This window comes from Pseudoalteromonas sp. 3D05, from assembly GCF_002723455.1.
GTDB lineage: Bacteria > Pseudomonadota > Gammaproteobacteria > Enterobacterales > Alteromonadaceae > Pseudoalteromonas.
This window is the reverse complement of record NZ_PDUS01000001.1, coordinates 331,484-356,549: the sequence shown is the minus strand read 5'-3', so window position 1 is coordinate 356,549 and position 25,066 is coordinate 331,484. Positions and strand designations below refer to the sequence as shown.

The window sequence follows — 25,066 nt, the reverse complement described above, 5'->3', positions numbered from 1 at the left end:
TTTTCACTTGTTTAATGTCCAATACTAGACAGTATCGGACTTAAAGATTAAACTGTAACTAATTTATTTTAATAGAAATTAGCTCAATATGCTTGTTGCTTTGGTCGATACATTAAAACAATTACGATATCAAATTGCTCACCTCGATGATGATACGTTGCAATCAGAATACCCAGAACTTAATAACTTTATACAGCAAGTTGGCTTGACTGTGACTGAATCAAAAGCAGATCTGGTATTTTTATATCAATTTTTATATGTGTATGGGCGTAAATCTGAAGCGACCTATAATCGGTTTAGAAATGAACTCGAACGTTTTTATTTATGGTCTTGGTTAATTGCTGAGAAATCAGTTTTTGAATTAAAGCGTGAAGATATCGAAGGTTATGTGGATTTTATGGTTGAGCCAGATTCAGCTTGGTCAACTACTTCAGTGCAATGGCGTTATAAAGATGAGCAAGGAATACGACGGCTAAACAAGAATTGGCGCCCTTTTATGCGCAAAGAATCAATTGCTAGCCAACAAACTTTAGCTGCAATGTTTACTGCACTTAATGTATTTTATAAATTTGCTATTCTAGAAGAAAAAACATTTGCTAATTTTGTTCCGGTTGTTAAAAAGAACAGTCCGTATTTAGTTGTGCAATCTCAAATTAAAATACCTGATACATTGAGTGATATACAATGGGAATATGTGTTTGGTGTTACTCGCGATAAGTGTGAACAACAACCTGATTTTGAGAGAAACCTTTTTACTTTGGCCTGTTTAAAAGGCTTATATCTTCGTATTTCAGAATTATCAGAGCGCCCGCAGTGGTCACCTGTGATGTCTCACTTTTGGCAAGATAATGATGGTTTTTGGTTTTTACGAATAATGGGTAAAGGTAATAAATTAAGGGATGTTACGCTTAGTGAAGATTTTATAGAATACTTAAAACGATATAGGTTATACAGAGGGTTAACTGCCCTGCCTCGTGTTGATGAATCAGATCCACTTGTTCATAAAATTCGTGGTCAAGGTGGTATGACTGTTCGTCAAATACGCAGGTTGGTACAGCAAAGTTTCGATCTTGCAAAGCAATCATTATTAGATGATGGTTTTACAGATGATGCAGAACAATTAGAATCGGCAACTGCACATTGGTTACGTCATACTGGTGCTACCCATGATGCACAAACCAGACCGTTAAAACATTTATCTGAAGATTTGGGTCATGCAAAAATAGCGACGACTGATCAAATTTATATTCAAACGAATATAAAAGAGCGCGCAAAATCTGGAATTAAAAGGAAAATTTGATGGAATACTTTGTATTAGCAACGGTTGGCTTAGCTTTTTTGGCCTATTCAATTTCTATTAGACAACTGGAGGTAGTTGAAGTAACAGGCCCGATGTTTTTTGTTTTAATAGGGATGCTGATTGCTTTTTTTATCCCCGATGTTTCTATCGAATCAAAATATTATAGTGCTGATCTGAGTAAGTTATTACCATTAATTGAATTAACCTTGAGTATATTCTTATTTACTGATGCAGCAAAAACTAAGCTTTCAGTTTTAAAGCATAGCTTTCAATACCCTAGCCTATTATTATTTTTAGCCTTACCGCTCACTTTATTTTCAGGAATTGTGGTTGCGAGCTTAATGTTTACTGAGTTAACTTTGGTACAAGCATCGCTTGTTGCGATTATTTTAACACCAACAGATGCAGCACTAAGTAAAGGTATTCTAAATAGTAAACATGTGCCAGAAAATATACGTGAAGGGATAAACACTGAAAGTGGTTTAAATGATGGTTTATGTGTTCCTGTGTTTTTACTTTTAATGTTGTTGGCGCAAGAGCCAGCAACATCAATTTCTATTTCATCGGTTGCAGAGATTTTTACACGTGAACTTGGTTTAGCAATAATTATTGCCATAACGGCGATGAGCATTTTTATTCCTATAATAAAGTTTGCAATGCAGCGTCACTATTTTTCAAATAATACGAGTCCGTTTTTAGTTATAGGTATGGTTATAGCTATTTTTTCTATTGCGCAAAGTGTTCACAGTAGCGGGTTTATAGCGGTATTTGTAGCGGGCTTGATTTTTGATAGATTTACAGAGCAGGACTTAAGAGAAAAACTTGTTGAAGACAGCGAACATATTGCTGACTTTATCGGTTTACTTATTTGGTGCTTATTTGGTTTTGTGTGTAGCTACGTAGTTTTTCCAAATATAAATTGGCAAATCACCCTTTTTGCAATGATGAGTGTGACCATTTTACGAATTATACCGGTGATGTTAAGTCTGCAATTTACGAAGCTGAAAATAAAAGAACGGTTTACTTTTGCTTGGTTTGGTCCGCGAGGTTTAGCATCAATTGTTTTTACAATGATGGTGATTGATACAGAAATTGAAAATAAGTTTCAAGTTGCAGCCATTGCGATGACGACTATATTATTTAGTGTTTTTATCCATGGCATGAGTACTAAACCAATTGCTGACAGTTATTCTAAATAGTTTTTAAAATAAAAGGTGATAAGAATAAACTTACCGCCTTTTAAAATTAAAGTATTTGAGCAAGTAACTCAATGGGGTGTTTGGGTTTAAATTTTTCGTAACGTTTTACCTGGCTACGGCAAGAAAAACCGGTTGCCAGTAATTGCTCCGGCTTATTTTTATTTACAACACCCTTCCAACTCATATTATAAAGAGCGCGTGAGTTTTCTTGATTTTGTATTTCGTGGCCGTATGTGCCGGCCATGCCACAGCAACCAGTTGCTGTTGTGTTTAATTGCAAACCTAGATCAGAGAAAATGGTTTGCCATACATTGGCTGCACTTGGCATCGCCGTTGTTTCAGTACAATGGCTTAACAATGTAAAACGAGTTTCATTTTTTATTTCATTGGCTAATGGTTTGAATGACTCTTTAACTAACCACTCATGAGCAAGTAGCACCTCAAAATCACCTCTATCATCACCCAAAATAGAGTTATATTCATCGCGATAACACATTACTAATGATGCATCTAACCCAACGAGGGGAGCATTTATTTCTGAAAGTGAATTTAAAAATTGTGCAGCGTTTTTTGCTGTTGCTTTAAACTCATTTAAAAAGCCTTTAACGTGTTGTGGTTTTCCATTCGGCTTAAACGGTAACAAAATAGGTTTTTTACCAAGCACAGTAATCACTTTAATAAAACTTTCGACTAACTCAGCTTCATAAAAACTGGTAAATGGGTCTTGTACAATTAATACATACTCACTTTGTTGTTGCGTACTGAGCGTTGATAGCTTTTCAAAATTAAACCGATGATCTTTGCTAATACGTTTGTCTAAACGAGGCGAGCTTAAAGTAGGTGTATCAACATACCCTACTGTTTTTTCAATTAGCTTTGATACAATTTTAGTATTCACAATCGGATTAATTACACTTGAAAATTTAGCCATAACTGGCGCACTATTTTCTATATTTCCGACTAAATAATCTTTTAATGGACGAGCATAATAACTGTGGTAATAATTTAAAAATCGAGATCTAAAAGTAGGAACATCAACTTTTATTGGGCAAGCAGTTGTACATGCTTTACACGCAAGACATTCATCCATCGATTCTTTTACTTCATGAGAAAAATCATACACGCCTTTGCTTTTATCTCGGCTGTGTTGATAGCGCTCCCACCAAGTAATAACCTCCCCTTGGTTCAGCTGTTTTTCGACTTCAAGTAAATCAATATTTTTAGACTCCTGCAAACGTAACCATTCACGCATTAGACCCGCACGGCCTTTTGGTGAGTAGCGGCGATCACCTGTTACTTTATATGAAGGACACATTGGTGAGTTTTGATCATAGTTAAAGCAAATACCGTTACCATTACAGGTCATTGCGTTATTAAAACTGGTTTTAACATCAATAGATATTTGTTTATCAAACCAAGATCGCTTTTGCCCATCAACACTTACAAGTGAGTCTTCACTTTCAATAGGAGTGCATATTTTACCGGGGTTTATTCGATTTTGAGGATCAAATGCAGATTTTATAATACGCAATTGGCTGAATAAGTGCTCACCAAAAAACTCAGGGCCATATTCACTTCTATAGCCTTTGCCATGCTCTCCCCACATTAGACCACCGTATTTCGCTGTAAGTTTTACAACTTCATCGGAAATCAAACGTAATAGTTTTTCTTGATCTGGGTCGCACATATCTAGTGCAGGTCTGACGTGCAAAACTCCAGCATCAACATGACCAAACATACCGTATTGTAATTTATGGCTATCAAGCAAAGCTCTAAACTCAACGATAAAATCAGCCAAGTTCTCAGGTGGAACAGCTGTATCTTCAGCAAATGCTAAGGGCTTTTGCGAACCTTTAACATTGCCTAGTAAACCAACTGATTTTTTACGCATGCCGTAAATTTTTAAAATGTCAGATTTATCACTGGTTAATTGATATCCAATAACACCATTTTTTTGATGTTGAACACATTCATCCAGTAAACGGCATAGGGTGTCTACTTTATCTTTAATATCTTCAGGAGAGACTGCATTAAACTCAACCATATTGAGCCCTTGCATATCTTTATTTTCAACATCAGTTATTAAGTCCGATACTGAGTGCCATACAATATCTTGACGGGCTAAGTTAAGTACTTTGCTGTCGACAGTTTCAACTGATGTAGCGCGCGCATCAACTAAAAAAGGAGAATGGCGAAGTGCAGAATCAAAACTATCATATTTTATATTGATTAGCGTTTTAAACTCAGCAATAGGTGTAATGTTCAATTTAGCTTCAGTTACAATGCCAAGAGAACCTTCTGAACCTGTTATTAAACGGCTCATATCAAATGTAAGTAAGTCATCACTAAGCACATGCTCTAAGTCATAGCCAGTTAAGAACCGATTTAAGCGAGGGAACTTATCTAAAATTGCATCACGATTATTTAGAGCTACATCGAGGACTGTTGAGTATAAGTTACCTATTACAGTGTCTTGATCAGCAATCAGTTGAGCTTTATCAACATCAATTGGCGTGGTCGACATTTTAGTACCATCAACTAAATATGTTGTTAAGCCTAAAACATGATCGCTAGTTTTACCGTAAACAAGTGAGCCTTGGCCTGAAGCATCTGTATTAACCATGCCGCCAATAGTTGCTCGATTACTTGTTGATAAGTCTGGTGCAAAAAAGAAGCCATAAGGTCGCAAAAAGTCATTTAACTGATCTTTTATAACGCCTGTTTGTACACGTACCCAGCCTTCTTCAACATTTATTTCTAGTATTTCACGCATGTAACGTGATAAATCGACAACAATACCAGGCGTTAATGATTGACCGTTTGTACCTGTGCCACCACCGCGAGGACCAAAAGTTAACGATAAATAGGGATCATGTGATGCTGTTTGAAGCGCAATTTGAATATCTTTTTCGGTCTTAGGAAATAGAATACCTTGCGGTATTTGTTGATAGATACTGTTATCAGTTGCAGCGGTTAGACGTGAAGCATAACTGGCATCAGTATCACCAGTAAAACCTTGTTTAGTTATTGTTTTTAGGTAACTTGCGACTAAATCAGTCGCGGCATCTTGTTGACTTATAGTTGCTATCATGACGGTGATAAATTGAGGCATTTGTTTAATTATACCATGCTAATCTTCAAAATAAGTTGAAGATTTTACAGTTTGTAACACTCTTTTTATCGTATTTGAACGGCGATTTATTATACTGACTATTATGCTAATTTGGAGTTTACGATGAAAAAGTGTTTATTAATAATTGTTGGTAGTCTCTTTATGGTTTTGGGACTAATTTTTGCGGTTGTACCGGGTCCATCTTTGATCTTTTTTATTGCGGGATTATTTTGCTTTTCGTTTTATTACCCTAAAGCACGTCACTATTTGAGCTTATGCCAAAAAGCGTTGTCCAAGTCTTGTGCTTTTTTAGACAAAAAATTTGCTCGATAATGTTTCTTTTAACAAAAAATGCCAGCGAAGACGCTGGCATTTTTAATAGTCAGTAATTATTTACTTTCTAATTTTTTAGCAAGGTATAACCAAGTTTCAAGTACCGTATCAGGGTTTAGTGAAACAGAGTCTATACCCTGCTCTACTAACCAAGCTGCAAAGTCTTCATGATCTGAAGGACCCTGGCCACAAATACCAACATACTTACCTTTCGCTTTTGCTGTTTGAATAGCCATTGATAATAGCTTTTTGATAGCTGGGTTGCGTTCATCAAATAAATGAGCAATTAATCCAGAATCACGGTCAAGACCTAATGTTAATTGAGTTAAGTCATTCGAACCGATTGAAAAGCCATCAAAGTATTCTAAAAACTCTTCAGCTAATAATGCATTTGAAGGAAGCTCACACATCATGATTACTTTTAAGCCATTTTCGCCACGTTTAAGGCCATGCTCTTCAAGTAGTTCAATTACACGTTTACCTTCTTCAAGTGTACGCACGAATGGGATCATGATCTCAATATTGGTCATATCCATTTGATTACGAACACGTTTTATTGCTTCACATTCTAGTGCGAAACAGTCACGGAAATCCTCAGAGATATAACGTGCAGCTCCACGGAAACCAATCATTGGGTTTTCTTCTTCTGGTTCGTATTGCTGACCGCCCACTAAGTTTGCATATTCGTTTGATTTAAAATCAGACATACGAACAATTACACGCTCTGGCGCAAATGCACAACCTAGTGTTGAAATACCTTCAACTAACTTCGAAATATAAAATTCTACTGGCGAATCATAGCCGGCAATCATATCAGTGATTTCGTCTTTTAATGTATCGGTTTGTGCATCAAAGTTTAATAGTGCCTTTGGATGAACGCCAATCATACGGTTAATGATAAACTCAACACGTGCTAAGCCAACACCTGCATGAGGTAGACGAGCAAAGTCAAATGCACGATCTGGATTACCCACATTCATCATTACTTTCATTGGTAATTCTGGCATTTTATCAACACGTGAAGTGAGAATTTCAAAATCTAAAATGCTTTCATAAATGAAGCCTGTGTCGCCTTCAGCACAAGAAACTGTAACTTCTTGACCTGCTTTAATTAGGTCGGTTGCATTGCCACAACCAACAACTGCGGGAATACCTAGTTCGCGTGCAATAATTGCAGCGTGACATGTACGACCACCGCGGTTAGTAACAATTGCTGCAGCACGTTTCATGATTGGTTCCCAATCAGGGTCAGTCATGTCAGTTACTAATATGTCGCCAACTTGTACTTGGTCCATCTCAGCAATTGAATTGAGAACACGAACAGTGCCTGAACCAATCTTATGGCCAATTGCACGACCTTCAACAACAACGTTACTAGTGCCGTTTAACTGAAAGCGTTCCATCACATTTGTATCTTCGTTAGAACGAACAGTTTCAGGACGAGCTTGAACAATATAAAGTTTGCCATCATTACCATCTTTGGCCCACTCGATATCCATCGCACGGCCATAATGTTTTTCAATGATCACAGCTTGCTTAGCAAGTTCTTCTACTTCAGCGTCTGTTATTGAGAATTTGTTAGAAAGAGTATTTTCAACATCTACAATTTCAACTTGCTTGCCATGGGCTTCGTCAGCTGAATAAATCATTTGAATTGCTTTAGAGCCGATATTACGACGAACAACTGAAGGTTTACCTTTAGCAAGCGTTGGTTTGTGTACATAAAATTCGTCTGGGTTAACTGCACCCTGTACAACCATTTCGCCTAAGCCGTAGCTTGATGTTACAAAGACTACATCTTCAAAACCAGATTCAGTATCTATACTGAACATAACGCCCGATGATGATTTATCAGAACGCACCATGCGTTGAATACCAGCAGATAACGCAACACCTCGGTGATCATAACCTTGGTGTACACGGTAAGAGATTGCACGGTCATTAAATAATGAAGCAAACACATGTTTAATGGCGACCATTACTGAGTCAATACCACGAACATTTAGGAAAGTTTCTTGCTGGCCTGCAAAAGAGGCATCTGGCATATCTTCAGCAGTTGCAGATGAACGAACTGCAAATGACACATCGGCTGCTGCATCACCATGTAATTGGCTGTATGCATCGCGTATTGCTTGATCTAAATTAGGCTGGAATGGTGTGTCGATTATCCATTGACGGATATCAGCACCAACTTTGGCGAGTGTATTTACATCATCTACATCGAGTGTGTCTAGGATGTCATGAATTTTTGCATTGAGTCCTGATTGCTCTAAAAACTCATTAAATGCATCAGCAGTTGTTGCGAAGCCACCAGGGACTTGAACACCAGCGTTTGCTAGGTTTGAAATCATTTCACCGAGTGAGGCATTTTTACCACCAACACGTGGAACATCTTGCATACCAAGCTCTTGATACCAGAGAACGTATTCTTGCACGGGATCTTTCTCCAAAAAACAAATTGTAGTATTAACTGTGAGAGTTAAGAAAGAAAACCTTCTAAAAAGGTCACCTTCATTCTACACTGGCAACAGTCCATACGTAAACCGTATGGAGCCCCAATTTAAGTGAATAGGTAATAAAAAGGTTAATATGAGAACTGCATTTTATATTTCTGATGGTACAGCCATTACTTCTGAAGTGTTTGGCCATGCGACTTTGTCGCTTTTTCCGGTTGAATTTAATCATAAAACAATCCCATTCGTTGAAACTGAAACAAAAGCGCAAGAAATAAAGGAGTTGATTAATAGGACAGCCCAGCGAGATGGTGAACAGCCCTTTGTATTTTATACATTCGTTAATCATGAGCTAAGTGAAATTATTAACTCATCTTGTGCTGTCTGCTACGATTTTTTATCAACCTACAGTGACAAAATAGAAAAAGAGCTTGCTGTGGCGCCAGTACCTAAAGTACATCGTACTCATTCTATGCATGAAAAAAACTATGACTTTAGAATTGATGCTGTTAATTACTCTTTAACTAATGATGACGGCGCGAATATAAAAAATTATGCAGAGGCAGACATCATTTTAGTAGGCGTTAGCCGAAGTGGTAAAACCCCAACGAGTCTTTATCTTGCACTGCAGTATGGGATAAAAGCAGCCAACTACCCATTAACTGAAGATGATTTAGAAACGGGTAAATTGCCAGAGTGCTTAATGCCATATAAACATAAACTTTTTGGCTTAACGATTGACCCTGTCAGGCTTGCTGATATCAGGCAACGAAGAATGGCAAACTCAAAATACGCTTCACTTAAACAGTGTCGTATCGAGGTTCGTGAAGTTGAGATGCTCTATAAAAAATACAAGTTATCATACTTAAACTCAACAAATCACTCTGTGGAAGAAATATCGGCTAAAATAATATCTGATACCAACCTTGAGCGACGTAAGTACTAACTTAATTAACTTTAAATATAAAAAAAGCCACTAGAAAGTGGCTTTATACTTAAAACTAAATTTTTTATTTGCGTGCATCTTTTAGTAAGTCAGCAACTAAGAAGCCAAGCTCTAATACTTGGTCAGCGTTTAAACGAGGGTCACATTGTGTGCGGTAACGTTGTGCTAAATCGTCATCTGATAAACCATAAGCACCACCAGTACATTCAGTGACGTGTTGGCCTGTCATTTCAAGATGTACACCGCCAGCATAAGAACCTTCTGATTTATGAACAGCAAAAAACTGGCTGATTTCACGTAAGATATTATCAAAGCTTCTAGTTTTATACCCTGAGGTTGCCTTTTCAGTATTACCATGCATTGGGTCTGAGCTCCATATTACCTTACGGCCCTCTTGTTGTACTCGACGAACAAGTGCTGGCAGTTTTTCTGGTAATACATCGGCTCCCATACGCGTAATTAATGTTAGGCGACCTGGTATGTTATCTGGGTTAACGGCATCAATTAAACGAATAAGTTCATCTGGCTCCATACCTGGGCCAACTTTGACCCCTATCGGGTTTTTAATGCCTTTAAAGAATTCTATATGAGCATGATCCAACTGGCGAGTGCGCTCACCGATCCATACAAAGTGAGCAGAACAGTCATACCAGTCACCTGATAAATGGTCTCGACGAGTTAATGCTTCTTCATATCCAAGAAGTAATGCTTCATGTGATGTATATAAAGAAGTTTCTTTTAAGCTTGGTGCTATTGAAGAATTAATTCCACACACTTCCATAAATTCAAGAGCATCTTGAATACGATCTGCTAATTGTTGGTATTTTTCTCTTAGCGGATTCGCCGCAACAAAGCCCATGTTCCAGCGATTGACCTGATGTAAATCTGCTAAACCACCTTGTGCAAATGCTCTTAATAAATTTAATGTTGCGGCACTATGGTGATACGCTGTCATCAAACGTTGCGGATCGGGGATGCGTGCTTCTTCGGTAAACTCGAAGTTATTAATAATATCACCACGGTACGAAGGAAGTGATACGCCGTCAATTGTTTCTAAATCTGCAGAACGTGGTTTTGCGTATTGACCAGCCATTCTAGCGATTTTAACAACAGGGCATTTTCCGCCATAAGTAAGTACAACGGCCATTTGAAGAAGTGTTTTAAATGTATCGCGAATATTTGCAGCATTAAAATCACTAAACGACTCTGCACAATCTCCGCCTTGGAGTAAAAACGCCTTTCCTTCGCACACATCTTCAAGTTGTTTAAATAGACTACGTGTTTCTTCAGCAAATACCAGTGGGGGTGCACTATTTAACTGACTCTCTACGGTTTTAAGCGCATCTTGATCTGGGTACTGTGGTTGCTGGACTATTGGGTGTTCCCTCCAGCTATTTGGATTCCACGACTGCATAATATTTCCTCATTCCTACTATTACCTGATACAAAGAAATTAACGTATGCAGCCCCCCTGTTCAAGGACTATATTCGCGTATTATCAATTATTTAGTTATGACATAAATTAAAAGGTTTTTTTTTATAGTATTTTAAATGTTAGTAGTGGCATAAAAGTAAACTAAATCTAATTAAACTATTGATGTTAAATGGTTTTAGTTAGATATAGTAACTTGTTATTACTATCGAATATTGAACAATGCAACTAGCGACTTCAAAGAACACATCATACTTAAACTGCTAGCAGATGTACTCTTAGCTTTACGGTAAAGAATTACATAATTAAGCGTAACATGGAAAAAGGTTGGTTGTTGTGCTAATGGGCCTTGAGAACTAGGCTTAAGCGTTGATAAAGGATGTTAAGTATTAAAACTGGCTATCAGTTTATAGTGAAGTCTACGTTCGACTTTAATTACCAAAACAACTACATATTGAATTTTTTAGCAGTGCCATGCTTTTAGCAACTGAGCAATTTATTGCGGTGGCTAAGCCTTTTATTGAGCTAAAACTTTATTTCATTTAACAGCATTGAAACGACTGAACACGATATACACTTTCTTATTATTACCAAAGGAACAATCCTAAACGTATTAACTCGTTTACTTATTAAAACTAGACTCCTTAAAATTGAACACGTATTAAATCAGGTAGAAGTCTCGCACACTTAAACACATATTAAAAATAGTTGTTTTAATTAAAACAAAGAACACATCATACTTTATAATATATAATGATAAACTTAGCATTAGAGTTAAATTGTAGAATAAATAATCAAGGAATAGACAACTTGTTGGAAAATGATAAACTGTCAAAAACAATTCAGTATGATGTGTTCTTATGGTTTCTAAAGTGCAAATTCGTAGTCAGTTTGATTTGCTAAATGATCTAACAAATTTATTTATTGATGATTTAAAACAATGTGATTATTCCAAGGCTGAATTTTACCAGCTGCCCGAAATTGAAATTAATGACGAAAAGATAGTCCCACATACTATCGAAGTAACCAAACAATCCGGTGAAATTGCGCATAGGTCAATTATAAATTCTTTTACAGATATATATAAAAAATCAGGACTTAGCTCACGCGTACTTAAGCGTCATCCAGGACTTTTAGTATTAAAGAATGCGAATAAAGAAAACCTTTTTGCACGCATACAACAACTAAATAAAGCCAAAGCAGCTTTTAAAGAGTGTGTTTTATCGATTGATAATAATGATGCTCGATTTGAGGCTGTTCATAATGCAGTACCAAACTTAATTACACTTGCCGCTTACAGAAAGGTTCATTTTGAACATGAGTCCCCTTTTTCAGTTCGTTTTACTTGGATGCATAAGCATGCAACTAAAACATTAACAAAAAAAATTGCTTTAGCAATGCTCGAAAAATCTGCCGGCTATTCTAACCCTCGAATGATAGATCAACATTCTTGGCAAGCCCTTGTTGCCCAAGAACAAGTGCGCGTTGCCAGCTTAGGTGATAAAGAAAAACTTAGAATTCGTAGGCCAACTAGAGTTAGCCCGCAGGTAAATGTAAGATACACCGCAAAAAATAGATACCATGTCAGTGCAGCCTTACCCTTTATTTTAATAAACCCTGAGCCAGATGTTAAACTCGGCACTCTGCCAAATTATATTAAACCCGAAAGTCATCCAAGAAAGAAAGAGTATGATTTTTTAGTTGATAGACTGTACCTTGAGCAAGTAACTGATTGATAAAATACTATTTAATACTAATCTTATTATGTTAAATAGACTAATTTTTTAATCTAATACAGCTTATACTTCAAGCAACAAAACTATTTAGCTTTTAATACAAAAAAGCCTTTAGTAAAAACTAAAGGCTTTAATCATTAATTATCTTCGACTATTTCTTCTATTTTATCTTCATCTATCAAAACTGCATTTTCAACAATGCGTTTACCGCCTTGTATCTCAATACGTTTGTTATGTTTATTAAGTGTAAGTATCTCATCGCAGAATTGATCAGAAGGATGCATCTCATACGTGTAATCAATAATGTTACCGCTTTTATCATCCTTAACATTGGTAATACTGTATTCTGAAATCGCACCCTTTTCGATTAAATCTTTCATGGTGGTCGTCATATCACGACGTAAGGCTTTGAGTTTATTTTCAGTGATATCATCTGTTGAATAAATAGAGCCATACTTTTCCATAATTGATAATAATCTAAAATGGTATGTTTTTCCTGGAGCTGCATATCGCCAAAGGTGATATAAACGTAACATCATCCACCGCGACAATCCGCGTTTTAATTCTTGAGCACTATTAAAGTAATATCCTTTGTACTCTAAATTATCAATCATGTTATGGACAAATGCGTTAAGACAAGCAACACATTTCACATTGCCGCCCTGCCCTTTTTTACCACTGAAATGTAACGAGGACAAAAAATTCATATTAGACTCGTAAAATGAATCATCTATATCTGTATTTTTTGTATCAGTTGCAGAATATTTAAAAGATAGCTTGGATCCTTGTAGAGCCTCCAATGCTTCTTTGATTTGTGGGTATGGCATTGATTGACCAACAGCTTTAAGTTCTTGAGCCAATTCATTCATTGAAAAAACAACGGCGTATTGAATACCGGACTTAAAATTAATTTTTACAATCTTACCTTTAGAAGCTAATCGAATAAGTGCGCGTTCAACTTTTTCTTCACGATCAGATGGCCAAACTAAATACTCAACATCTTCACCATCTTTTCGAGAACTAACTACAGCCGGTGTTATTTTAATCTCACCGTCGTACAAAATACCATCTACTTTTTCAGATATCTTACGGGTAATAATGGTTTTCTTAGGTGCTTCTTCTAATGGCAATTTTTTATGACCAGAACGAACAAATCGTCCCCATAAATCATAATGATTAAATGTATTAGAATAAGCACGTAATCCGTGGGCCGCATTTTCAATTGAAATACGAACATCTTTATTATCAGTAAATAAAGCTAAACTTTCATTATCGATTGCACTTTCCACCCCGTGGATTTGTCCCCGTAATGTATCGGGTAAGTTATCTACCGAGATGTTGACCTTTCGGCTCATTGTTCTTATTTCCAAATTTTATTGCGACAGCTAATAACAACACATATAGAGCTAAAAGTTAAATGTTTAAGTTAGTATAAACTTGATCTAAGATTAAAATAAATTTTTAGATCACTATTTTACTAAGCTAGTTTAATTTTACTGGTTTGAGATCATGATTTTATTAAGGTAGCACCTATAAACCGAATTTTTACTAACTCAAGGTGTTTTGATGTCACTTAAAACCTTTATTTCAGCTAAAATTACACGACAAAATAGAGATATTTTAAATAACCCTGTGTATAAACGTGTTTTGAGTTAGCATAGATCTGATCTGTACTTACTACAGATCAGATCTATACTAATTAACTGACCACATTTGTATAGATGAAAGTGTATAACTTTTTATTTTACTTAGTAAAAATCGGATCTCAGACATACAAAATGTGCATAATACTGTGCTTAATATGTGCATAACTTCAAAGCGAAAAACTAGCTTAGTATTATCGTGATCTACCAGTTATTAAAGATCTGATCTTAACGTAGTATAAAGGTGATCCACTTTCTTATGCTTTATTTATATAAATCATATATTTACGTTACCTTTTTCAAGCCTTAACCTTTATTACCTTATACTTTAACTATACTTAAACTTCTTTATTTATACTAAGCAATTTTAAAACTATTAATAAAATTTTTTATGTCTACTAATTAAAACCAATGTCGTCTTAAATAGTTGTTTACAGTTAATTGAATGGACATTATACTTAAAGCCTAACTTTGAGGAATAAAGCATGTCAATTCATAATAATGCATTAGCCACATATCGGCTTTTAAAAGCAACCGCAGAAGTTGCTGAAAAATCTTTAGAAGGACGAATCCAGCATTATCGTGCCCACCTAAAATCTGAAGAGAAAGAGTTAAGAACTTATACTCAAAAGGCAGCCGCTGACCTTCTAGGTTGTAATAATCGCACTTTAAAGCGTCGTCATGATAACGGTGATTTTGATGACCTTAATATAAAACGAGGGGCAAATGGTCATTATGCTTATACGTTAGTTAATATTTTTGCGATGGCTGATATCATGGATATCAAGCCTGATCACCGCTCTGAGTCAGATAAACTACAAGTTATCGTCATAAACTCTTTAAAAGGTGGCTGTGGTAAAACCACAAGCATGGTTAATATTGCTGCTGCTCTAGCAACAACAAATATTAAACGCTATAGAATTGGTATAATCGATCTAGATCCTCAAGGCTCCTCTTCAAGTTTTTTCCCACCAAGTGAGCCTGACCCCATCACTGTTGGTGATTTAATGCGTGATTGCATTGAGCTTGAGCAAGGCGAAACTTGGGAAGAGCTAGTATCTAACTCTTTTCTGCCAACTCATATTCCTAATATTAGAATGTTGCCATCAGGCATGGATGATTTTTACTTTGAGCATGAAACTGCCACTCTGCTTAAAGATAGTTCGAGTTATGATAAAACCCGCCATTATCATAAGCTGTTAGAAAAGGTGATTAACCCAGTTGAAGATCAGTTTGATATTATTTTAATAGACACTGCTCCATCACTTAACTTCATGTTTTATAATGCATTAATGTCATCAACAGCCATGTTAATTCCGGTTCACCCTGAGGCCGTTGATTTTGATGCAAATAATAAATACCTTAAACGCCTAGGAGAGATCTATCATACGGTTGCATCTTTAGGCCATGAAGGTTGGGACTTTATGCAATTCTTAGTGACCAATTATGTAAAAGGAAATCATTCCCAGCGTGATATTGTAAAAGATGTTCGTAGTGCATTTGGTCGACAAGTTATGAGCTACCCTATTAATCATAGTTCAGCTATAACGGCGAGTTCATCCTCATTTAATACTATTTTTGATCAAAAAACTTCCGACAGTTTAGCAAGCAGAGAATCATTGATTCGCGCTCAAGAAAACATAAAAGATGTCGTTGATGAACTTGAGATGTTAATACGCTCGAACTGGCAGTCTACTCAATCTCAACTAAAAAATCCTAAGTAAGGTAGTTAACAAAAATGGCAAAGAAACGCAAAAACGACACCCGCTTAGATCCATTTGCAACAACAATTGGTAATAGTAATTTGGATGAGTTGTTAGAACAAGCTTCTGCTGGCGATGTAATAAAAATGCCTGCGCCAAGTGATCCTTCTCGCTCAATTACATTAACTTGTAAAGTAATTCCTCACGCTCAAATTAAACCAAATACAAAAGTGTATGGAAAAAATCGTCGAGTACAGGCGCTACTTAATGAAAAGTCAGTCGCTGATATTCTACCTGCAATTGCACATGATGGTCGCAATCAGCACCCAGCATTGTGTTGGGATAAAGGCGATGAAATGCTTGTACTGGCTGGTTCACGACGTCGAATGGCATGTATTTTAGGTAACGCAGATTATCTGGTGCTTAGTTCAGCTGATTTTACTGATTCAGATGCAAAAATATTGGCTGTTTCTTCCGACCAGTATATTGCTCCTAGTCTATGGGAATTAGGTCAAGCCTATCAACAAACCAGGGACGAGTTGATCAGCCAAGGTAAAAAGGGCTCATTTAGAGAAGTATCTGCAATAGAAGGGGTTTCACATACTGCAATAGCAGATGCAATTAAAGCCTATGAGAAGCTACCAGAGGCGGTGTTAGCACTTTACCCTACTGCAAATCATGTTGGTCGCGAAGTCGCTAAAAAGCTCATTGCAGCTAAAGAACGAGACGCTGAAACGTTTAATGCTCTTGTTCAAGAAGTCGCTAACGACCCTCAATTACTTCAAATTGAAGGCGATGATAAACGTGCAATGGCCGTTACTAAGTTATTAACCGCGCAAGAACAAACGGTTGGTCGTAAAGAAGCTGTTTTAGAAAATGACTTTGTAAGTGTTCAACGTAATTTAAAAAGTGGCGATTTATCTATAAAAATTGATAATAAAGTCATGACTGACAAACGGTTAGAACAACTCACAAAATTACTAAAAGCGTTCAATTAGTTAGTATAATAACGATCTGAGATCGTGCTTTACTTAGTAAAATCATGATCTCAGAACTTTTTATGTTAGTAAAAAATTGATCTAAAAAGCCATCTTTTCTTCAATTTACCTTATTTGGATCAGATTTTTACCCACACATTCGTGTTTAAACCTGATTTGATCTTAAAACGCTATCTCCTTAGTAAAAATCTGATCTGTAAGCCCCCCTTTTGTTATTAAGATGTATATATCTTGTGGCTTAACTGTGTGTTTTTTACTTTGAACGCCTATTTTTTGTGGATAAACCGATTTTTTACCAAGTGAGCTACTCCAACCAGTGCGTTTTGTTATATTAAACCTTTAGCTAGCAGACGATAAATCATATACTGGTAAAATTAATTTTTATTCATACTGCTTTGGGCGTTATGTCTGCTAACTTATCAAAGTCTGATCTTCTAGCAATTTTTGAAGAAATAAAACAAGAACAAGAAACCTTATTTCCACTTTCTGAAAGGTTTATTAAACAGCTCTTCAAACCACATGTTCTTAATCAAGCTAAGGAGTACTTAGCCAACGGACAGATCAATTTTTTAGAACACAATAAAGACTTTTCAATCATTGATGCGTCTATGTTTGGTAATGAAGGTACTACTTTCACCCAGCATATTGAGATAAAAAAATTAGATGATGGTTTTTCTGTTCAAAGGCATTGCTCATGTAATGCCAAAACCAGTTGTCGTCATTTAGCTGCCGTATTACTAAAGCTAAAAATTGATCATTCTGGTGAGTACGGACAAGACTATATTATTAATGATTGGTTTGACGAACTTAGAACTCTTAAGCAATCGCATGACCACAGTGCCAAAAATGTTTTATTGTTTGTGCTTGAGCTTGAAGCGAATAAATTAATATTAACACCAAAAATAGCGTCTTATTCTAATAATGAGCAGTACACCTTGGGAAGAAGTCTTACGGATCAACAATTAAATAGTTTTGTTACTCCCGCGGATCTGCTTGAAACTGATTTTAGGCTGTTCAGTTGGATTCGCTCACAAAATGCATTGGGGAATCTTCAGTTAAAGGGTCAATGGGGCTTTGCCGTATTACAACAGTTAATTGCTACCGGACGTTTGTTTTATGGCCGCTCTCGAAAAGCGATTAGCCCTGATAGTGCTGTTGATCTTAATTTTTGTTGGAACCAATCAAATGATTTAATTCAGCTTAATACCACTATTAATGATAAGCCTTCCTGGTTATTAATAAAAACAACACCGCCAACATATTTAGACACCGATAAGCTTAAGATTGGTCGTATTCGCACACCTTTAAGTGGTGAAGAAGTTGCCCATATTAAGGCGATGCCTGTTGTTCATACTGCAAACTTTGAACGCGTCTTTAAACAAATTAGTGCAAACTTTGGCGATGGGGTTATTCCTCATTACCAACACAAAGAAGGAAAAAAGGTTAAGCGTCACGCCGATACCTTTGCTGAAATAGAAGTTAAAAATAATAATAAGCAACTCACTTTAACGCTTGGTTTCAATTATCAAGGCGCCACTTTTTCACCTAATAGCGCCCCAAAAGAGTTACTCAACTTAGCCCTTGAAAATACTGTAATTACTGAGTTAACCAATCTTGGTTTTAGCCTATGTAAAGGGGCTTTACAGAATGAATATATCCATAACAATCAATTAGATGCATTTCAACATTGGTTTAAATATGAAGTGCTACCTAATTTACGCAAACGTGGATGGCAGGTTTGTGACAAACACTTGCGAATAAAAAAATCAATTGTCCCCGTGAACCTAGAGATAACACGAGGCAAAGGGCATCAAGTTGTTAGTAAAATAATGATCTCAAAATACAAAGCTGCTAACTTAGTATTGAATGATAATCCTGATTACCAATCATTAAACCGCCAAAGTGACTTATTTTATTATTTTAAACAAGGCAAGGTTTTTGCTGTAATAGAGAAGCAGGTTTTCAAACTGCTTTGTGAGTTTATCCAGCGCTTTGAGTTTATAAAAACGCGTGATGAATTACTTATTCCTCTTTCTTATTTGCCAGAACTCGTCGCACTCAATTGTATCAATGTAACTATTAATGATAGTAATTTAGACAACTATCTTAACGAGTTAAAATCAGAAAACCCTCCCCTTATGGTTGTACAGCCAAACTTAAATGAGGGAGTGAAACTGCGTGATTATCAGCAGCAGGGTGTCGACTGGCTACACTTTTTAAAACGTCATCAACTGGGCGGAATATTAGCGGATGACATGGGGTTGGGTAAAACTCTTCAAGTCATTGCATTTTTAGCCAGTAGTAAACAAACACTTCAGTCAGGCCCTACTTTAATTGTATGTCCTACTAGCCTTGTTAGTAATTGGCAAAATGAAATGACTAAATTTGCTAGCAATATAAAAGTCACCACTATCTTTGGTTCAGCGCGTGTTGAACAATTGCAACATTTGGGGCAAGCTGATTGTATCCTTACAACCTATCCTTTATTGAAAAGGGATATAGCCTATTACACACCTCTTCACTTTGAAAATATTGTTCTTGATGAAGCCCAATACATTAAAAATGACAGCGCTCAGGTTTCGCGATTAGTAAAGCGTTTAAACGCCTCATTTAAATTGTGCTTAAGTGGTACACCGATTGAAAATAACTTGTTTGAACTTAAATCATTACTTGATTTTGCAATGAGCTCACTGCTTGGTTCACAATCACACTTTAAGAGTCATTTTCAACTACCTATAGAACGTGATTCAGATGTGCAAAGAGCAAATGAATTAAAAGCATTGATAATGCCATTTATTCTTCGTCGGACTAAAGCTGAGGTTGCACAAGAGTTGCCGCCGAAAACTGAACTTGTTAAAGAGTTTGAGTTTGAAGAACAGCAAAAAGCATTGTACCAATCAATTACAGATGTACTTGAAGAGAAAATGGTAAACCTTTTTGCTGCTCAAGGTGTACAAAAGAGCAAACTCGCGTTTTTAGACGCATTATTAAAATTGCGACAAATATGTTGCCACCCTAAGTTAATTGATGCTCAAACTGAAGCTAAAAGTGCCAAGCTAAATTGGTTAAGCCAGCATATCCCCACGATGCTAGCACAAGGTAGAAAAATCATTATATTTAGCCAGTTTACCTCAGTGCTCGATATTATTGCAGAGCAACTGCATAGCCAAGCAATTTCATTTAGCTTGTTAACTGGGCAAACCCGCCATCGTGATAAAGTCATTGATCAGTTTACTGAAGGTACAACATCGGTTTTTTTAATTAGTTTAAAAGCTGGCGGTACCGGCCTAAACTTAACGCAAGCAGATACCGTAATTCATTTTGATCCATGGTGGAATCCTGCAGTTGAAAAACAAGCTACAGATCGTGCTTACCGAATTGGCCAGACTAGCCCTGTATTCGTTTATAAACTTATTATGGCTAATTCGATAGAACAAAAAGTTTATAAGATGCAACAAGAAAAACAAGCATTGGTTGATGCACTTTTCACTGATAAATCAATGAGTTTCACTCAATTCGACGAGCAACAAATGTTGAGTTTAATTAAATAATGAAATTTTATTGAACTGATCAAAATAACCGTGGTCTATTAATATGTATGTAGTTAATTGCAGTTATACATACATCATGTTGATTTCCCTATTTAGTTACTTATTGATAGTAATTTTGACCAGCTCACATTGAGCTGGTTTTTTTATGCCTAAAAAGATCAGATTTAATTGAACTAACTTTTAGCGTTGATGTCTATTATTGTGCGTGTAGTTAAATTGCAGTTTGCACATGCATCATGTTGATTTCCCTATTTAGTTACTTATTAATAGTAATTTTGACCAGCTCACATAGAGCTGGTTTTTTTATGCCTAAAAAGATCACATTTTTTTGAACTAACTTTCAGCGTTAATGTCTATTATTGTGCGTGTAGTTAAATTGCAGTTTGCACATGCATCATGTTGATTTCCCTATTTAGTTACTTATTAATAGTAATTTTGACCAGCTCACATTGAGCTGGTTTTTTTATGCCTAAAAAGATCACATTTTTTGAACTAACTTTCAGCGTTAATGTCTATCATTAAGCATGTAGTTAAATTGCAGTTTGCACATGCATCATGTTGATTTCCCAAATTTGTTACTAATTTTAGTAATAATCAGCCAGCCCATTAACTAGGTTGGCTTTTTTTTATGCCTCAAAAAATAATTAAATAACCTCTACACAGTTAAACACTGTTTTATTGGACATTTCTTTGACTAAGCTGTTTAACAACTATCTTGCTCGCGTGTAATTCGCTATGATTAATTGTCTTTTGATTAATTAAGTTTATTTATGTATATACAGTTACTTACAGATATTGATTGGGTGAGTGTTGGGGTTGGCTTTGCTACAGGTGCCGTTATTTTTGGTGCTATAAGCGCTGTGCGTCGTAAGGCTTACCTAAAACAACTAGGCACACAACAGCAAGAACTGGCGTTATTGCAAACGCAGCTTAATGACAAGCAATCCCACTATATCACTTTACTCGACCAGCATGCGTCGCTAGAGCAAGACTATCTAGCGCAGCGTGATGAAGCTCAATACTTTAAAACTCGCCTTACTGAGCAAGAAAAACAGAGTCAACAATATAATCATTATTGGCAAAAAGCGGAGGCTGATTTAACGTCCTTGCGCTTTGAGTATAATACTCGTGATGTTGAGTTAAACTCGCTGCGTACTGAGCTTGAGCAAAAGCAAATGCATTTTGAGCAGCAACTACAATACATTAACGACAGTAAAGAGCAGCTTAAAAAAGAATTTGAAAACTTAGCAAATCAAATTTTAGAAAATAAATCAAAACAGTTTAAAACCCTTAATCAAGAAAGCATTGAGCAGTTGCTTAAACCTGTACAAGGTGAGTTAAAAGGGTTTAGAGATAAACTAGAATCTATCCACGTCGAAGATTCAAAACAGCGTGAAGCACTCAAGATTGAGCTACTACATCTACAAGCTAAAAGCCAAGCCGTTACCGAGCAAGCTGACAAGCTCAGTAATGCGTTGCAAGGGCAAAAGAAAACCCAAGGTAATTGGGGTGAACTCATGCTTGAAAACGTGTTAGACAGCGCAGGACTGCGTGCTGGCACTGACTATGAGCGTGAAGTGTCGTTTAATACTGAAGATGGTCGCCTGCGCCCAGATGTAGTCGTGTATTTACCCCAAGGACGCCACCTAGTTATTGATGCAAAAACATCGTTAAATGCCTACACTCGCTTTGTAAATGCAGATGACGAACTGCAAGCACAACACGCAATAAAAGAACACGTGGAAGCTGTAAAAGCGCGTATTAACGAGCTAGCTAGTAAGTCATACGATCGCCTTCCAGGGCTTAACTCACCTGAAGTGGTGATCATGTTTGTGCCGATAGAATCTGCGTTTGTTGAAGCACTTAAGTATCAAAGTGATATTTACCAACAAGCGATAGAGCAAAATATATTGGTTGCCACCCCCACTACCCTGTTAACTAGCTTAAATATTGTTAAGCAGTTATGGCGTTTTGAAGAGCAAACTAAATACTCAAAAGAGCTAGCAAGCCGAGCTGAGCGTTTTTACAACAAGCTCAATGGGTTTTTATCAAGTATGGAAGGTGTTGGTAAGCAGCTAGATAAAGCCAAAGAAAGCTACGATAAAGCGTTTTCTCAGTTATACCGTGGTAAAGGCAACTTAATTAAACAAGCCTCTGAATTTAAAGAGCTTGGTGTATCAGTTCAAAAAGAACTACCTAAAGAAAGCGTCGAGCGGGCGCAATTAGAGCTGGATTAACATCCGCATGAAGAACCTGCTAAACAAAGGAATAGCTGCAATAAAGTCGACGTCGGAGCAACTAATAGGTGAGCTTAACAAAGGAGTGGTCTTAGTCACAGAAAAGCTCAACGGACTGCCTATTTTTATGTCTTTGGAGCGTTTTGGTAATAAAACCCCAACCTCATTTGATGAGAAACATTACTTTGTCATTCCTTTTGAGTTATCAGAATATAAATTTGCACTGCATACCATGCGATGCTTACCTAAAGGCGTGCCTGAAGTAAATAATCTACCAAAGCGCCGTGTTTTTCACTTTGCTCATGAACATGCAGAAGCGAGTCTTCGCCAATATATGTTACACAGCACCGATGAAATAATGCGTGAACAAGCAAAGGAAAAAACCAATACTTTGCAGGAGTTGGCAAATAATATTGATGAATTAGACCGAAAGCTCACTTATGGTATGTTGTTGGTGGGTGGCCTAGCTGCTATTGTAAATCCTATCGTAGGTGCTGGTATCGCAGCTAAAGCAGTGTTACCTAGCATAACAGGCTTACTCAATAAGTATGGATTGCGTGCTTCTGCAGATAAGCTGTCTCGTTATCAGCTTAAAAAAGAAATTAATGCAGCGCAAAACACAATTATTGATGAATTTGAAGCAGCAAACACGGTGCAGGTCATCAATCCTATTCTACAAGAGCTCGACCTTACTCTCAGAACAACAGAGGCTGAACACGATCCGCTTTCCAGCTTTAATTTAGCGGATGGGGACTTACCCGAGTTCAAAGATGATAAGTGGCGTGAGCTAACGGAAGTAGCTATTTGCCACGTTTATAAAGAGGTTTACGATGATCCCTCACTCCATAGGCAAGCAAATTTAGAAGCAAAAGATTTGAGATGGCTGAAACTAATGTTTGCTGCAAATAAAGTGAGTTAACAACGGAAGTACGTAATGAACATTGGTATATATATTTATGATGATGCAGAGGTGCTGGATTTTTCAGGCCCATTTGAAGTGTTTAGTGCTGCTAAACGTTTGGCAAATAATAACTGGCAGGTATTTTTGGTGGCAGAGCACGCCGCGCCAGTAATTGCCCGTGCAGGCTTTACTGTAAACCCCCATTACAGTTTTGTTGATCATCCGGCAATAGATTTACTCATAGTGGTTGGCGGCGTTCACACTGCTGAATTAACTAAACCTCAAGTAATTAGTTGGATAAAACAAACAGCTGATTCAGCAAAGCACGTTGCATCAGTGTGCACCGGAGCATTCTTACTAGCAAAAGCAGGTTTATTAGACGGTTTAACGGTTACCACACATTGGGAAGATCAAGCCTATCTAGCCAATATGTTTCCAACCCTAAATGTGATCGCAAATAAGCGTTGGCTGTCACAAGGTAAATTTACCACCTCAGGCGGTATTTCTGCGGGAATTGATATGAGCCTGGCGCTAGTTGAGCAGTTAATAAGCCCTGAACATGCAGAGCTTACAGCAAAGCAAATGGAATATCAGTGGCATAAAAATACTTAGCCCTCTAGTAGCTGCTGTTGTATAAATTCATGTATGTAATCACGTAAACAAACCGCTTTTTTACTAAGTAAACGACCGCTTGGCCAAATAGCAAAAATCTCCCTTGGCAGGCTTTGCCAAGCAGGTAAAACTCTGACTAACTCCCCAGTTTTAAGCTCGTTTATAATTTCAAAGCGCGGCAGTAAGCCAACTCCTTGATGGTCACATAGTTGATACTTCACAAAGCCGGTATCGTTATAAATACTACTAAAACGGCACATGTGTGTGTAACTGGTGCGAGTTTTGCTATCGGTAAGTGGCCATTTATTTCTCAGAGTAGTGCCAATTAAACGGTGTTGTTTAAGGTCACTTGGCTCCTCTAATTTAGGGCTATTCGCTAAATAGCTTGGGGTGGCCACTAAAATAGAATCAGCTTGTCCGATCTTTTTTTGTTGTAATAACGAGTCAACTTGGGGGCCTATACGTAGTGCTAAATCGGCTTGGCTTTTTATTATATCTTCTAACTGATTACTCAAAATTAGCTCTAATTGAATATCAGGGTACGCTTTTGTGAATGCCAACCACATTGGTTTTAAAAAGCCATGGCAAATATTAAGTGGTGCAAGTACTTTAAGTTTACCACTTAGTTGCTCTTTTTGCTGATTGAGTTGATGGCTGGTTTGTTCAAATTGCTCAACTAAACTTACATAGCTTTGGTAATACACTTCTCCTTGTTGAGTCAGTGTGCATTGACGTGCAGAGCGATGCAGCAGCTTTTGCCCTAGTCGGGATTCAAGACGTTGTAAGCGCCTTGTAACGGTTGCCGCAGGGAGCGATAAATACTCCCCAGCTTGAGATAAGCCACCTTGTTGCACTATGTGCACAAATAACACTATATCGTCTAACATAATTCCACTTTTGCAATTTAAGC

The 25,066-nt window shown here is 36.9% G+C and carries 16 protein-coding genes; 11 read left to right on the top strand and 5 right to left on the bottom strand.

Annotated features, from left to right (window positions below):
• Positions 1 to 88: 88 nt before the first annotated feature.
• Both CSC79_RS01530 and CSC79_RS01525 read left to right on the top strand, forming a co-directional pair.
• Positions 89 to 1,300, top strand: a complete 1,212-nt coding sequence (locus CSC79_RS01530; RefSeq protein ID WP_099293260.1) for a tyrosine-type recombinase/integrase — start codon at positions 89 to 91, stop codon at positions 1,298 to 1,300.
• On the top strand, positions 1,300 to 2,499 hold the full coding sequence (locus tag CSC79_RS01525) for a cation:proton antiporter (protein WP_099293258.1): 1,200 nt from the start codon (positions 1,300 to 1,302) through the stop codon (positions 2,497 to 2,499). The genes CSC79_RS01530 and CSC79_RS01525 overlap by 1 nt, the downstream gene beginning before the upstream one ends.
• Before the next feature lie 46 nt (positions 2,500 to 2,545).
• Here the strand turns inward: CSC79_RS01525 and CSC79_RS01520 are convergent, their stop codons facing one another.
• A complete protein-coding gene (locus CSC79_RS01520; protein WP_099293578.1) occupies positions 2,546 to 5,590 on the bottom strand; it encodes an FAD-binding and (Fe-S)-binding domain-containing protein in 3,045 nt (1,014 codons plus the stop codon).
• A 144-nt stretch (positions 5,591 to 5,734) separates the two neighbouring features.
• Here CSC79_RS01520 and CSC79_RS01515 point away from each other — a divergent pair, with 144 nt between their 5' ends.
• Positions 5,735 to 5,944, top strand: coding sequence for a PGPGW domain-containing protein (locus CSC79_RS01515; RefSeq protein ID WP_099293256.1), 210 nt, complete (start codon positions 5,735 to 5,737; stop codon positions 5,942 to 5,944).
• 56 nt (positions 5,945 to 6,000) lie between these two features.
• Here the strand turns inward: CSC79_RS01515 and ppsA are convergent, their stop codons facing one another.
• Complete coding sequence (gene ppsA / locus CSC79_RS01510; protein ID WP_099293254.1) at positions 6,001 to 8,379, bottom strand: phosphoenolpyruvate synthase; 2,379 nt, start codon at positions 8,377 to 8,379, stop codon at positions 6,001 to 6,003.
• A gap of 154 nt (positions 8,380 to 8,533) precedes the next feature.
• Between ppsA and CSC79_RS01505 the strand changes: the two genes are divergently transcribed.
• A complete protein-coding gene (locus CSC79_RS01505; RefSeq protein ID WP_099293252.1) occupies positions 8,534 to 9,343 on the top strand; it encodes a pyruvate, water dikinase regulatory protein in 810 nt (269 codons plus the stop codon).
• A gap of 64 nt (positions 9,344 to 9,407) precedes the next feature.
• On the opposite strand, the gene CSC79_RS01500 is transcribed toward CSC79_RS01505, so the two are convergent.
• A complete protein-coding gene (locus tag CSC79_RS01500; RefSeq protein ID WP_099293250.1) occupies positions 9,408 to 10,757 on the bottom strand; it encodes a 3-deoxy-7-phosphoheptulonate synthase class II in 1,350 nt (449 codons plus the stop codon).
• An 878-nt stretch (positions 10,758 to 11,635) separates the two neighbouring features.
• Here CSC79_RS01500 and CSC79_RS01495 point away from each other — a divergent pair.
• Positions 11,636 to 12,511, top strand: a complete 876-nt coding sequence (locus CSC79_RS01495) for a DNA replication terminus site-binding protein (protein WP_099293248.1) — start codon at positions 11,636 to 11,638, stop codon at positions 12,509 to 12,511.
• A 137-nt stretch (positions 12,512 to 12,648) separates the two neighbouring features.
• On the opposite strand, the gene CSC79_RS01490 is transcribed toward CSC79_RS01495, so the two are convergent.
• The gene (locus tag CSC79_RS01490; protein ID WP_099293246.1) at positions 12,649 to 13,866 is read right to left on the bottom strand and encodes a replication protein A; all 1,218 of its coding nucleotides are present in this window, start codon (positions 13,864 to 13,866) and stop codon (positions 12,649 to 12,651) included.
• Between the two features lie 773 nt (positions 13,867 to 14,639).
• Here CSC79_RS01490 and CSC79_RS01485 point away from each other — a divergent pair.
• From CSC79_RS01485 to CSC79_RS01460, 6 genes are all read left to right on the top strand, one after another.
• Positions 14,640 to 15,878 carry an AAA family ATPase gene (locus CSC79_RS01485; RefSeq protein WP_099293244.1) on the top strand — a complete coding sequence of 413 codons (1,239 nt, stop codon included), beginning with the start codon at positions 14,640 to 14,642 and terminating at the stop codon, positions 15,876 to 15,878.
• Between the two features lie 14 nt (positions 15,879 to 15,892).
• The gene (locus tag CSC79_RS01480; protein WP_099293242.1) at positions 15,893 to 16,855 is read left to right on the top strand and encodes a transcriptional regulator; all 963 of its coding nucleotides are present in this window, start codon (positions 15,893 to 15,895) and stop codon (positions 16,853 to 16,855) included.
• 404 nt (positions 16,856 to 17,259) lie between these two features.
• Positions 17,260 to 20,406 (top strand): DEAD/DEAH box helicase, encoded by a 3,147-nt coding sequence (locus CSC79_RS01475; protein WP_099293240.1) that lies wholly within the window; start codon positions 17,260 to 17,262, stop codon positions 20,404 to 20,406.
• A gap of 770 nt (positions 20,407 to 21,176) precedes the next feature.
• The gene (gene rmuC / locus CSC79_RS01470) at positions 21,177 to 22,643 is read left to right on the top strand and encodes a DNA recombination protein RmuC (protein ID WP_099293238.1); all 1,467 of its coding nucleotides are present in this window, start codon (positions 21,177 to 21,179) and stop codon (positions 22,641 to 22,643) included.
• 7 nt (positions 22,644 to 22,650) lie between these two features.
• Positions 22,651 to 23,562, top strand: a complete 912-nt coding sequence (locus CSC79_RS20040; protein ID WP_180270368.1) for a hypothetical protein — start codon at positions 22,651 to 22,653, stop codon at positions 23,560 to 23,562.
• Between the two features lie 15 nt (positions 23,563 to 23,577).
• Complete coding sequence (locus tag CSC79_RS01460) at positions 23,578 to 24,156, top strand: DJ-1/PfpI family protein (RefSeq protein WP_099293236.1); 579 nt, start codon at positions 23,578 to 23,580, stop codon at positions 24,154 to 24,156.
• Here the strand turns inward: CSC79_RS01460 and CSC79_RS01455 are convergent.
• On the bottom strand, positions 24,153 to 25,043 hold the full coding sequence (locus CSC79_RS01455; protein WP_099293234.1) for a LysR family transcriptional regulator: 891 nt from the start codon (positions 25,041 to 25,043) through the stop codon (positions 24,153 to 24,155). The genes CSC79_RS01460 and CSC79_RS01455 overlap by 4 nt on opposite strands.
• Positions 25,044 to 25,066 lie beyond the last annotated feature (23 nt).

Coding starts and splice junctions, on each gene's coding strand:
- CSC79_RS01530 (WP_099293260.1), top strand. CDS start 89: ATGCTTGTTGCTTTGGTCGATACATTAAAACAATTACGATATCAAATT.
- CSC79_RS01525 (WP_099293258.1), top strand. CDS start 1,300: ATGGAATACTTTGTATTAGCAACGGTTGGCTTAGCTTTTTTGGCCTAT.
- CSC79_RS01520 (WP_099293578.1), bottom strand. CDS start 5,590: ATGATAGCAACTATAAGTCAACAAGATGCCGCGACTGATTTAGTCGCA.
- CSC79_RS01515 (WP_099293256.1), top strand. CDS start 5,735: ATGAAAAAGTGTTTATTAATAATTGTTGGTAGTCTCTTTATGGTTTTG.
- CSC79_RS01505 (WP_099293252.1), top strand. CDS start 8,534: ATGAGAACTGCATTTTATATTTCTGATGGTACAGCCATTACTTCTGAA.
- CSC79_RS01500 (WP_099293250.1), bottom strand. CDS start 10,757: ATGCAGTCGTGGAATCCAAATAGCTGGAGGGAACACCCAATAGTCCAG.
- CSC79_RS01495 (WP_099293248.1), top strand. CDS start 11,636: ATGGTTTCTAAAGTGCAAATTCGTAGTCAGTTTGATTTGCTAAATGAT.
- CSC79_RS01490 (WP_099293246.1), bottom strand. CDS start 13,866: ATGAGCCGAAAGGTCAACATCTCGGTAGATAACTTACCCGATACATTA.
- CSC79_RS01485 (WP_099293244.1), top strand. CDS start 14,640: ATGTCAATTCATAATAATGCATTAGCCACATATCGGCTTTTAAAAGCA.
- CSC79_RS01480 (WP_099293242.1), top strand. CDS start 15,893: ATGGCAAAGAAACGCAAAAACGACACCCGCTTAGATCCATTTGCAACA.
- CSC79_RS01475 (WP_099293240.1), top strand. CDS start 17,260: ATGTCTGCTAACTTATCAAAGTCTGATCTTCTAGCAATTTTTGAAGAA.
- rmuC (WP_099293238.1), top strand. CDS start 21,177: ATGTATATACAGTTACTTACAGATATTGATTGGGTGAGTGTTGGGGTT.
- CSC79_RS20040 (WP_180270368.1), top strand. CDS start 22,651: ATGAAGAACCTGCTAAACAAAGGAATAGCTGCAATAAAGTCGACGTCG.
- CSC79_RS01460 (WP_099293236.1), top strand. CDS start 23,578: ATGAACATTGGTATATATATTTATGATGATGCAGAGGTGCTGGATTTT.
- CSC79_RS01455 (WP_099293234.1), bottom strand. CDS start 25,043: ATGTTAGACGATATAGTGTTATTTGTGCACATAGTGCAACAAGGTGGC.